Origin of the sequence: Collimonas antrihumi, from assembly GCF_018304965.1 — a bacterium.
GTDB lineage: Bacteria > Pseudomonadota > Gammaproteobacteria > Burkholderiales > Burkholderiaceae_D > Collimonas > Collimonas antrihumi.
This window is the reverse complement of the sequence record NZ_JAGQED010000003.1, coordinates 214,442-225,147: the sequence shown is the minus strand read 5'-3', so window position 1 is coordinate 225,147 and position 10,706 is coordinate 214,442. Positions and strand designations below refer to the sequence as shown.

11 protein-coding genes are annotated in these 10,706 nt (G+C 58.8%); all 11 read right to left on the bottom strand.

Translation table 11 applies throughout. The annotated features are described in order from the left end of the window. A complete protein-coding gene (locus KHU29_RS05045; protein ID WP_211451585.1) occupies positions 1 to 927 on the bottom strand; it encodes an ACP S-malonyltransferase in 927 nt (308 codons plus the stop codon). Between the two features lie 351 nt (positions 928 to 1,278). Then, complete coding sequence (locus KHU29_RS05040; RefSeq protein ID WP_211451584.1) at positions 1,279 to 2,415, bottom strand: ABC transporter substrate-binding protein; 1,137 nt, start codon at positions 2,413 to 2,415, stop codon at positions 1,279 to 1,281. 92 nt (positions 2,416 to 2,507) lie between these two features. Then, positions 2,508 to 3,431: a triphosphoribosyl-dephospho-CoA synthase MdcB gene (gene mdcB / locus KHU29_RS05035; RefSeq protein ID WP_246541504.1), complete on the bottom strand. Its 924-nt coding sequence runs from the start codon at positions 3,429 to 3,431 to the stop codon at positions 2,508 to 2,510. Continuing rightward, positions 3,428 to 4,099: a malonate decarboxylase holo-[acyl-carrier-protein] synthase gene (gene mdcG / locus KHU29_RS05030; protein ID WP_211451583.1), complete on the bottom strand. Its 672-nt coding sequence runs from the start codon at positions 4,097 to 4,099 to the stop codon at positions 3,428 to 3,430. Before mdcG ends, mdcB begins: the two co-directional genes overlap by 4 nt. Next, entirely contained in the window at positions 4,083 to 4,793 is a 711-nt protein-coding gene (locus KHU29_RS05025; RefSeq protein ID WP_211451582.1) for a biotin-independent malonate decarboxylase subunit gamma, read from the bottom strand. Before KHU29_RS05025 ends, mdcG begins: the two co-directional genes overlap by 17 nt. 2 nt (positions 4,794 to 4,795) lie before the next feature. Next, positions 4,796 to 5,695, bottom strand: coding sequence for a biotin-independent malonate decarboxylase subunit beta (locus KHU29_RS05020; protein ID WP_211451581.1), 900 nt, complete (start codon positions 5,693 to 5,695; stop codon positions 4,796 to 4,798). Continuing rightward, a complete protein-coding gene (gene mdcC, locus KHU29_RS05015) occupies positions 5,692 to 6,006 on the bottom strand; it encodes a malonate decarboxylase acyl carrier protein (protein ID WP_211451580.1) in 315 nt (104 codons plus the stop codon). The genes KHU29_RS05020 and mdcC overlap by 4 nt, the downstream gene beginning before the upstream one ends. Positions 6,007 to 6,056: 50 nt before the next feature. Beyond that, positions 6,057 to 7,718 carry a malonate decarboxylase subunit alpha gene (mdcA, locus tag KHU29_RS05010; protein WP_211451579.1) on the bottom strand — a complete coding sequence of 554 codons (1,662 nt, stop codon included), beginning with the start codon at positions 7,716 to 7,718 and terminating at the stop codon, positions 6,057 to 6,059. Then, positions 7,718 to 9,067, bottom strand: coding sequence for a TRAP transporter large permease (locus KHU29_RS05005; RefSeq protein ID WP_211451578.1), 1,350 nt, complete (start codon positions 9,065 to 9,067; stop codon positions 7,718 to 7,720). The genes mdcA and KHU29_RS05005 overlap by 1 nt, the downstream gene beginning before the upstream one ends. Further along, positions 9,064 to 9,654 carry a TRAP transporter small permease gene (locus KHU29_RS05000; RefSeq protein WP_211451577.1) on the bottom strand — a complete coding sequence of 197 codons (591 nt, stop codon included), beginning with the start codon at positions 9,652 to 9,654 and terminating at the stop codon, positions 9,064 to 9,066. The genes KHU29_RS05005 and KHU29_RS05000 overlap by 4 nt, the downstream gene beginning before the upstream one ends. Beyond that, on the bottom strand, positions 9,651 to 10,670 hold the full coding sequence (gene dctP, locus KHU29_RS04995) for a TRAP transporter substrate-binding protein DctP (RefSeq protein ID WP_211451576.1): 1,020 nt from the start codon (positions 10,668 to 10,670) through the stop codon (positions 9,651 to 9,653). The genes KHU29_RS05000 and dctP overlap by 4 nt, the downstream gene beginning before the upstream one ends. Between the last annotated feature and the right edge of the window lie 36 nt (positions 10,671 to 10,706).

The following is a 10,706-nucleotide window of genomic DNA, read 5'->3' as shown; positions in this document are numbered from 1 at the left end:
TCACAAACGTTGCAGCCAGCTGCGCGCACCTTGCAATGAACGGAACTCGCTCACCGAGCGGCATGCGATATGCGGATGACGCGCCTGCAACATCCGCGACAGCGCAGCGCCCGGCCCCAGTTCCAGCGCCGCTGTGATGCCTTGCTCGGCACAGGCGTCCATGCAATCGCTCCAGCGTATGGTTTGCGCCAATTGCTGCGACAGCACCGTTATCGCCGGTTCTTTTTTTGTCAGGACTTGCCCGCTCAGGCCCGAGAGCACAGGCACTGGCGGATCTATCGAAAACTGCTGACGCAGTTGCTGCGCAAATGGCAGGACTGCATGGTCCATCAAGGGAGTGTGGGAAGCTACCGTCACCGGCAGTACACGGATTGTGCCGCCCAGACGCTCGATTTCGCTGGTTGCCGCATGCATATCCTGAGCCAGACCGCCCGCGATACAGCTATCGGCGTCGGTCTCAATCGCCACATATAAGCGGTATGGCGCCAGCAAAGCCGCAAGCTTGCTGGCAGCAATGCCGCTAACCGCGAACAGGATTTGAGAGGATGCCGGCTGCAGGCAAGCGTCCATCAGCGCGGCACGCGACCTCGCCAGCTGGATCGCTTGCGACGCGGAAATTGCGCCGGCGACATGGTAGGCAGCGATCTCGCCGACGCTATAACCGGCGACCAATGCCGGCGGCGGCAACAACGGCTGCAACGCCGACCAGACCGCAGCTATCGCCGCCACTATCAGCGGCTGCGCCAGCCGGTTTGAAAACAACAAGGCGTCATCAGCCAGTATCTGCTGCAGCGGTTGCCCCAGCGCGGTATCGGGCAGCCATTGCTGCAGCAATTCCACGGTTGCCGGATCGGAGCGCGGCAGATCGAACATCGCAGCATGCTGCCCGCCCTGCCCCGGGCACAGGATTGCAAGGCGCGGAGTCATATACGATCCACTTCGCGGTGTGGCTTAAAGCCTGTTTGAAATCTATCTATAAACATCAATATGCCCCCCCTCTCTGCAGATGCGCATTGACGACATAGTGATCCGGGGTCGGAGTCTAATGCCGTTAAGTTAAGCCACGAACGGTATTCTTTAGATGGACCAATGCGGTCACTCCGTCATCCTCGCGAACGAGGGGATCCATGTTGCAGAGCATGGTGGTTAAAATGGATTCCCGCGTTCGCGGGAATGACGTGCCAAGCGCTATAACCGGTAACCTTAACTTAACGGCATTAGGGCCAGAGTCGGTTAGTTCGGATTGCTCGTCGCGTATACCGTAAAAACCTTGGTGACTTAACGCAGCACGTAACCATCCTTACCAATCACTGTCAATTCAATGAAATTGAGGCCATCGCGGCTGTTCGGGCCATATTTAAGCGCCATGCCGCCTATATCGTAACCGCCCATGCCTTCCAGACCGCTGACCAGGCTTTCGCGGGTCGGTTGTTTGCCGGCGCGGCGCAAACCTTCTACCAATACCTTGGCAGAAATGAAGCCTTCCAGGGTCGGATAGGAATCGGACAATTCACTGCGGGTCTTGAGCGCTGTCATGAATTCCTTGGAAATCTGCGTGCTCGAACTTCTTGGATTCGGGAATACCTGCGTCATGCCGAGGCCGCGCGCATCTTTACCCAATCCTTGCAAAAACACTTGCGAACTGACATTCGACAACGCAATCAGTTGCTGCGAGCCGCCGGCCTCGCGGTACTGTTTGATAAATGCCGCGCATGGCTTGGCGGTGCATATCAACAGTACTGCTTGTGGTTTGGCATCGAAAATCTTTTTCACCGCACCTTCCACCGCCACCGTGTTGCGCTCGTAATTGGCGATCACCGGCTCCGGCAATTTATGTTTCTTGATCGCCTGCTTCAAGCCTTCCAGCGCGTCGTTGCCAAACGAATCGTTGGACACCAGCACGCCATAACGCTGCAACCCCATGCCGGACAACTGCTCGATGGCGGTGCCGACTTCATCCCGGTATTTGGAGCGCACATTAAACAGATAGTGCTGCATAGGTTCATGCAGCGAAGTAGCGCCGCTGACCGGGGCGATCAAGGGCACTTTGGCCTCATTGATGGCGCTCATGATGGATTCGGTGGTCGGCGTGCCGCGATACAGGAACAATGCGAACGCATTCTTTTCATTCAACAGCTTACGGGTGTTTTCGACAGTACGCTTGGGTTCAAAGCCATCGTCGAGCGATTCCAGCACGATCTTGCGGCCGAACACGCCGCCTTGCTTGTTGACGATGTCGAAATACAATTGCGCGCCGGCCGTTGCCTGTTTTACTTCCTCAGCCGCAGTACCGGTAAAGCCGGCCGACTGGCCGATCACGATGGTGTTGGAGGTAATGCCCGGTTCAGCGTTAGCGCTACCAACTGCAAGCAAGCCAAGCAAACCGATGCCGACAGCCAAAGACAACTTCTTCATTTATTCTCCAGAGATGATAAGGATCAATTGATCGATGCATTAAGTGTTTGGTCGAGGCAGTAGCAGCATGGGCGATCGGCAGACGGTCTCGATCACCGCAAGTAGCTAAGTCCATGCATGAAATAAGTGGCGGCCAATAAGTCGGCTGCGCCACCGGGCGACAGCTTATCCTGAATAAATACCTTGTGGCAACTAATTGCGCGCTCGCGCCAGTCTTCTGTTGCGCAGCCGCCTGCATCCAGAAATTGACGGGCGCTGGTTTTCACCTTATCGGCGCCGGCCAGCCCGCCCCTATGGTAGAGATTAGTGTCGTTGATTGTTGCCATCAAGGCAAACAAAGTATCGATAGCAGCGGCATCGTAGCCGCGCCCTGCTCGCAGCGTCTGCAGAAAACGTGGCAAGGCAAGCTCGAACAAGGACGGGAAGCCAAGCGCAGCCTCTTCGCTGGCGCCGCTCACTGCGTATTTTTGCGCAACCTGCGTACCATGCGACGTCGCCGTCCGATCCTGCATATGCCGGCTCAATCCGTCGCCCCATTGAATCAGCAAGCTAGCGCGAATCGCAGCTGCCGACAACGGCATGCGCCGAGCATGACAATAACCCGCCGTTGCGCACAACATGCCAAGACAAAAAATCGCCCCTCTATGGGTGTTGATGCCGGCAGTGGCTTGCAACATGGTTTGCTCGGCATCCATGCCCAGTTGCTTCAGCACGGCAAATTCCTTGCCTGCCATGCCAGCCTGCGTAATCCGTATGAAATAGTGGCGCAGCGCAAACAGGCTACGCATGAAAGTGACGGCGTCCATGTCAGCGTGACTACCGCTGTCCACCGGCGACACCAGCCCGGGTTTTGGATAGAGTTGCAATTCACGATACAGACTACGCAAGGCTAGCTGGCCGACCGTCAGGCAAAATGCGCGCTGCTGGCGCGAACTCTGCTGTTGCGCCAAACCTTCGCGGCGCAATTGTGGAGACTGCGGGGGCCGCGTATCGACATGGTGATTGGTCAGCATCATGCGCCCTCCAGAGTGGAGATCAGTGCTGCCAGGGGCGTCAGCTTGACTACATTCCCGGTCTTGACTAGCACTCGTTGCCGGCTGTCGGTCTGCAGCGCCTGCCAGCATTCCTTCCAAGCCACTGCCTGGCCTTCCGCAAAAACGATTTCGCCATCCAGTGGCAGCAGTGCCGCATGTTGCGCCAGCAAGCCAAGGCCGCGCGTCAATTCTTCGGCGCTGACGGGCGCAAACAGCAGATCGATATCCGAACCTGTCCTGACGTAGCTTTGCTGCGTCAGGATTTGCCAGGCCCAGGAACCGTATATCCGCATCGCTATGCCGCTGTTCACGCAATCATCGGCAAACGCATGCAACGCGCCACTCCAGCCGGAGGGCGCATGTTTCAAGGCTGCTCGTAATGCCAGCGGATCAGTAATCCGCTGCACGTCGGCAAGCTGCACCTTGAAAGGGATTCTGGTCTTGTCGCCGTTGCCGTCAGGCGGCAGTGCCAGCCCGAGACATAACTGATCTTCCGGAATGCCCGCTTCACGGCGGCGCAGGACCGCCGGCCAGTCATGATGCCGCCAGCGTTGCAGCACGGGCTGATAATCCCGCTCTGCCGACACTGTTTGCGCTGCGCGTTGCCAGCCCTCGGCGCTCAGCCAGACCAGGCTATGGCGGGCCAGCATAATCCATCACAGCCTGGGTTACCTGCCAAGCCTGGCTGCGGCCACCGCGTTGCAGGCCGGCTGCGCTGCGCCGGTCTTGCGGGTCGGCCTCGCGCAAAGCCGTTACCAGTTGCCGGGCCAGATCGCCATCCCAGATCGCTTCGATGCCGCCCATATGCAGATAATTGACGGCGCCGGGTGCAAATACAGGGTTGCTCTTGGCCAGCTCTGTCAGTCTTGCTTCAGGCACCTTGGTAATCCTCGCCATGGCTGGCAGACCCATGACGCGGATGGTGGCGTCCGGCAAGGCATAACAGGCGTCGGCCATCAAGCCGCTGGTGATAAAGCCGCCCGACAATGCCTGGTCGTAAACCAGCCCGACGATCTTGTGCTGCCGCCGCCGCGCCAGGTCGATACACTTTGCCAGCTGCGCCATATAGCTGTTAATGCCCAGCATTTCATCCCGATGCCGCAGGCGCTGGCCTTGGGTATCAACCAGGATCACGATGGATCGTTGCGGATGCTGGCGGACGGTCGCCAGGATCGCCTGCGCCTGCAACAAAGCGATTTCAACGCCGATCGCAGCATGGCCGGTAGTGCCGATCACCGTCACGGTGCTACCGTCGACCTCTGCCGTGCCGCTTAAGAAATCATCTTTCTCGACCACGGTATGGCCATCGGGGAACAGCTTCGCTGTCAGGGCTTTCCAGTCCATGTTCAAACTCCCAGCCGCAATTCGGCAGTAGCGGCAACGAAAGCATCCGCTTCCAGCATCGGCAGCTGGTTGGCATCAACCACGCCGATTCCACTCCAGATATCGAGCGGATCGGCAGCGGCGCCAAAGCGGACGATACGGTTCTGTAAAAATTGCTGTTCTGCTTCCAACGCCGCCAGCGTCAAGGGAATATTACCGGCGTTGGCATGGGATTCTTGCGCCAGGTCGAACGCTGCCTGTCGAAACGCGGCGTTGCTGTCGGCCACCAGCATCTGGCAATCGCCAAGCAAATAACGATGCTTGCCGCCGCTGGTGCGCCATACCAGCGCACGGTCGCGCGAATCGAATTCTTCGACGCCGTTAGCCGTCTCTATCACCTCCGGCCCCGACATCGCCAGCCGCCCTTCTTCCGACATCACGATCGCATTGGCGCAGCGGGCGACGATGCCCATGCCGCCGAAGCAACCGTTGGAACCGCCGACCAGCACAATCACTGGAATACCGGCAGCGCGTACCCCAAGCAAGGCGCGCATGACTTCAGACACGGCAATCAGCCCGGCGTTGGCTTCATGCAGACGCACGCCGCCGGTTTCCAGCAACAGCAGCACGGCATACGGGCGGTCCCGCAGAGCGCGTTGCAACAAACCGGTGAGCTTGGCGCCATGCACCTCGCCCACCGCGCCGCCCATGAAACCGCCCTCTTGCGCCGCTACGAATACGCACTCGCCGTGCAGCCGTCCCTGGCCGATCACCACGCCATCGTCGAACGACACCGGCGCGTCCAGCTGGCCCAAATGCGGGCTGACAATCCTTAGCGCTGGCGGCAGGAATTCATGAAAACTGTCGACATCCAGCACCGCAAACAAGCGCTCGCGCGCGTTCGCTTCCAGGTAGCTGCTCATGGCGTGTTCCCTGTCATTGCCTGCAACGCCTGATCCAGGCGCAAGCTGACCACCGCCGGGGTGGCCCCCATGTCATTGATCGCGATACGGGCGTCGGCCAGTTGCCAGCGCTCCTGGAAATCGCCCAGCACGGCTTCCCAGATAGCGCCGAATCCGCGCGCCGCAGTCCTGATTTCAATCGTGCAGGCGCCGTTCAGCGCGGCCGGTTCGACCAGCACTTCCAAGTTACCCGAACTGACCACGCCGGACAGCTGGGCAGCGGGCGGAAGCCGGTGCTTACCGTGCTCAAAACGAAAATTCAAAGTTTCCACAAGACCTCCATTCACCAGCTTATTGCACCAACTCTTTGCTGCAGCCGTCTTTACCAGTTCCTGAAGCGCCTTGGCGGACTATACAAACCGCCCGAGGCACGCACCAGATCTTTCATGCTTTTCGCCGCCAGCAAGTCGCGCGTCGCCAGCCGCTTATCGATGCCGAGATCTTCAGGCCGCCGGATAATCCCGCGATCACGCAAGTTCTCGACCATGCGTTTGTCGCGCCCCAGCCCGACCGGGGTATAGCCGGCAACCCCGCGCACCGCCTGCTCGCGTTCTTCGTCGCTGCGGCATAACAGCAGATTGGCTAGTCCTTCTTCGGTCAGGATGTGGCTCACGTCATCGCCATAAATCATCACCGGCGGAATCGCCATATCGGCTTGTTCAGCCAGTTCCCAGGCATCCAGCCGCTCGACGAATGCCGGCTGCATGTGCTCGCGGAACGTCTCGACAATTTGCACCACCAGCTTTTGTCCGCGCGGGATCTGGTTCTTGCCTTCGCGCGCCTGGCGTCCGGCTTTCAGCCAGGCCGGGCTGGCATGGCGCCGGCCGCGTGCATCGGCGCCCATGTTCGGCGCGCCGCCGAAACCGGCGATGCGGCCGGCGGTCGCGGTCGATGAATTACCCTGTAAATCGATTTGCAGAGTCGAGCCGATGAACATGTCGCAGGCATAGTGACCGGCCATCTGGCTGAAAGCGCGGTTGCTGCGCATGGAGCCGTCGCTGCCGACAAAGAAAACGTCCGACCGGGCACGGATGTACTCTTCCATGCCGAGTTCGGAACCGAAGGAATGGACAGACTCGACAAAACCGGCTTCGATCGCCGGGATCAACGCCGGATGCGGATTAAGCGCCCAGTGCTTGCAGATCTTGCCTTTCAAACCCAGCGATGCCGCATAGGTCGGCAAAATCAGTTCAATCGCGGCAGTGTCGAAACCGATGCCGTGGTTCAGACGCTGCACCTGGTATTCAGCATAAATTCCCTTGATCGCCATCATCGCCATCAGGACCTGGATCTCGGATATCTGCGCCGGATCGCGGGTAAACAATGGTTCGATATAGTGCGGGGTCGGCGCTTCCACCACGAAGCTGACCCAGTCCGCCGGAATATCCACGCGCGGCAGCACATCGACTATCTGGTTGACCTGGGCGATCACGATGCCGCCGCTGAAGGCAGTGGCTTCGACAATCGCCGGCGTGTCTTCGGTATTCGGCCCGGTGTAGAGATTGCCGTGGCGGTCCGCCGCCTGCGCCGCGACCAGGGCCACCCGCGGCGTCAGGTCGACAAAGTAGCGGCCGAACAATTCCAGATAGGTATGGATCGCGCCGATATTCAGCTTGCCAGCCGCCACCAGCCTGGCCAGGCGCACCGCCTGTGGTCCGGAAAAGGAAAAATCCAGACGCTCGGCGACACCGTTTTCAAACACATCCAGGTGTTCCGGCAAGGCCAGCACCGACAGCAGCATGTGCAGGCCGCTGATACGGCCGGAATCGAGTTTAGCCAGGGCCTTGGCCAGGAAATCGGCCTGTTTCTGGTTATTCCCCTCCAGGCAAACCCGGTCGCCGGATTCCAGTACGCTGTACAGCAAATCCGCAATCCGTCCGGTGTCTACCAGTTTGCCTTTGCAGGCGCTGCCAAGAACGTTGGCGGCGCGCTGCAGGCGCTGTTCGCGATTAGTATTGCGTAAATCCCAGCGCCGCCCGTCCATTACCTTACTCCCATCAACATATCAGGCAATCCGGTGACAATGCCGGGGAACAGGCAAAGCAGGATGATCGCCAGGAACATCAGCAGCAAGAACGGCAACGTGCCTTTGATCACATCCGATAATGGAATATCGGGCGCAATGTTCTTGATGACAAACAGGTTCAAACCTACCGGTGGATGAATCAAACCCATTTCCATCACCACCGTCATCACCACGCCGAACCAGATCAGGTCGAACCCTGCTTCGCGCAGCGGCGGCAAGATGATCGGTGCGGTCATCAGGATGATCGATACCGGCGGCAGGAAAAAACCAAGCACGATCACCATCACCAAGATCACCGCCAGCAGCAGCCATTTCGACAGATGCAGGGCGACCACCCATTGCGCCGCCGACTGGCTGATATGCAGGTAACTCATGACATAGGAATACAGCAAGGACATGCCGATAATCAGCAGCAGCATGCAGGATTCCTTGATGGTCGAATTCAGGTACGGCATCAGGTCGCTTGGCCGCCACATGCGGTACACCACCGCGATCAGCACGATCGCCAGCAATGCGCCAAGGCCGGCGGTCTCGGATGGCGTGGCAAAACCGCCGTACAAGGCAATCATCACGCCGATCAGCAAAATCAGGAAAGGCAGCACGCGCGGCAGCATTTCAACTTTTTGCGCAAGGGTGAAATGCTCGTCGTCCAGATAGGCTGACTTGGCGCCGCCCTCGCTGTAGATGGCATGGGCGATCCGGTATTCCTTGCGCGCCCGGTACACGGCATAACCGGCAAACAGGACCACCAGCAGTACGCCAGGACCGACACCGGCCAGGAACAGCCGGCCCAGCGATTGCTCCGACGCCACCGCGTACAGGATCATGGTGATCGAAGGCGGCAGCAAGATGCCGAGCGTACCGCCGGCAGCGATGATGCCGGCGGCAAAGCCCGGCGAATAACCGCGCCGCCGCATTTCCGGAATACCGGCAGAACCGATCGCCGAACAAGTTGCAGGCGAAGAACCGGCCATTGCTGCAAACAACGCGCAGGCAAAGACGTTGGCGATGCCGAGGCCGCCCGGCACCCGGCTCAGCCAGGCATGGATCGCCGAATACAGATCGCGCCCGGCCGGCGATTTACCGATAGCCGCCCCCTTCAAGATGAACAGCGGAATCGACAGCAAGGTGACCGAGGCAATTTCCTCGTAGACGTTCTGTGTAATCGTATCGAGCGAGGACGCAGGCATGAAGAAGTACATGAAACCAGTCGCGACGACACCGAGCGCGAACGCAATCGGCATGCCGGAACACATCACGACAATCGTGACGATACCGTACAAGACACCCAAGGTAAGCGGACTCATTGCTCTCCGGAGACAGTTTTAGGATTAGCAGCAGTGCCGCGGTCAGTCAGGCGTGTCAACACTTGCACCAGTATCTGCAAGGTCAGTACCGTCATGCCAAGCGCCATCAGCGAATAGGGAATCCACAATGGCGGTGCAAAGGTGGATGAGGTAGTCTGGCCTTCCGACCATGCTTCATGGAACAGCGTCCATGATTTCCATGAAAAGAATCCGCAGAACAGGAAAGAGATCACATCAACCAGCAGCAAGCGCACGGCGTTCACCCCGGCCGGCAGTATCGAGGACAAGGCTTCGATGCCGATGTGGCCGCGATACGATTGGGCATAACCGGCACACAGGAAAATCACGCCGACCAGCATGAATACCGTGGCGTCGTCCTGCCAGTCGGTAGGAACATGAAAGAAATAGCGCGCGACCACTGAATAAGTCATGATCAGCGCCGTCAGCATCAGCGCTGCCATGGAAAGATACAGCGCCAGCTTATTGAAGCGTTCGAGGACGCCGGCCAGGACCGCCACTACCGGATTATCCGGCATGGCAGGCAAGACGGGTCCGGCGGTCGGCTTCGCGTCGAAGCCGTGGCTCATAGGAGTTTCTCAGCCAGTTTCAGCAATTTTGCGCAGTTATCGTTTCTTGCAGCGTAGTCCTTCCACGCTGTAGTACGTGCGATGTCCTGCCACTTCTTGACGGTCGCAGCGTTCAAGTCGACTACTTTGGCGCCGGCTTTTTGATAGACCGCAGCCACACCGGAATCATCGAGCCGCGCAGCGTCAAGGGCAAACTTCTCCATGTCGGCGCCGACGGCCATCACCGCTACCTGCTGTTCCTTGGTGAGACGGTCGAAGGTCGCCTTGGAAATCATCAAAGGTTCCAACATATACCAATAGGCCTTATCGCGGCCGCTGGTCAGGCTCTTGGAAACTTCTTCCAGACGGAAGGAAATCAGCGAGGTAGATGACGTCATGGCGGCATCCATCGCCCCGGTCTGCATCGCCGCATAGATTTCGTTGGAAGGCAGCGTCACGACTGCAGCGCCGGCTTCTTTCAAGATCAAATCCATTTCACGCGAACCGCCGCGTACCTTCAGTCCCTTGACGTCGGAAGGATCGACGATCGGCTTGGTGCGGGACGCCACACCGCCGGCCTGCCAGATCCAGCTGACGATGATGACACCCTTTTCCAGCAGGATGCGCGACAATTCCTTGCCGACTTCCGCATTCTTCCAGGCCGCGCCTTGCTCATACGAAGTCACCAGGCCAGGCATCAGGCCGATGTTCACTTCCGGGACTTCGCCACCGGCGTAGTTAAGCGGCACCAGGGAAAAATCCAGGGCGCCTTTACGCATTGCAGAGAATTGGGAGTTGGTCTTCATCAATGAAGAGCCGGGATAGATTTCGAACTTCAGGCTGCCGTTGGTGCGCTTGCCGACTTCAGCGGCGAACACGCGGGTCAGGCGATCACGGAAGTCGCCTTCGCTGATTGTCCCGCCGGGAAATTGGTGCGAAATTTTCAGGGCGCTCGACTGCGCCCAGACTGACGGCATTGACCAGAACGGTGTGCTCGCTAGCGCGCCCAGCACCGCTCTTCTGCTGATTAAAGGCATATCTCCACTCCTCTGTTGGAAAAATTATCGATACAG

Excerpts from the sequence above, each read along its gene's own strand:
- KHU29_RS05045 (WP_211451585.1), bottom strand. The coding sequence starts at position 927 with ATGACTCCGCGCCTTGCAATCCTGTGCCCGGGGCAGGGCGGGCAGCAT.
- KHU29_RS05040 (WP_211451584.1), bottom strand. The coding sequence starts at position 2,415 with ATGAAGAAGTTGTCTTTGGCTGTCGGCATCGGTTTGCTTGGCTTGCTT.
- mdcB (WP_246541504.1), bottom strand. The coding sequence starts at position 3,431 with ATGATGCTGACCAATCACCATGTCGATACGCGGCCCCCGCAGTCTCCA.
- mdcG (WP_211451583.1), bottom strand. The coding sequence starts at position 4,099 with ATGCTGGCCCGCCATAGCCTGGTCTGGCTGAGCGCCGAGGGCTGGCAA.
- KHU29_RS05025 (WP_211451582.1), bottom strand. The coding sequence starts at position 4,793 with ATGGACTGGAAAGCCCTGACAGCGAAGCTGTTCCCCGATGGCCATACC.
- KHU29_RS05020 (WP_211451581.1), bottom strand. The coding sequence starts at position 5,695 with ATGAGCAGCTACCTGGAAGCGAACGCGCGCGAGCGCTTGTTTGCGGTG.
- mdcA (WP_211451579.1), bottom strand. The coding sequence starts at position 7,718 with ATGGACGGGCGGCGCTGGGATTTACGCAATACTAATCGCGAACAGCGC.
- KHU29_RS05005 (WP_211451578.1), bottom strand. The coding sequence starts at position 9,067 with ATGAGTCCGCTTACCTTGGGTGTCTTGTACGGTATCGTCACGATTGTC.
- KHU29_RS05000 (WP_211451577.1), bottom strand. The coding sequence starts at position 9,654 with ATGAGCCACGGCTTCGACGCGAAGCCGACCGCCGGACCCGTCTTGCCT.
- dctP (WP_211451576.1), bottom strand. The coding sequence starts at position 10,670 with ATGCCTTTAATCAGCAGAAGAGCGGTGCTGGGCGCGCTAGCGAGCACA.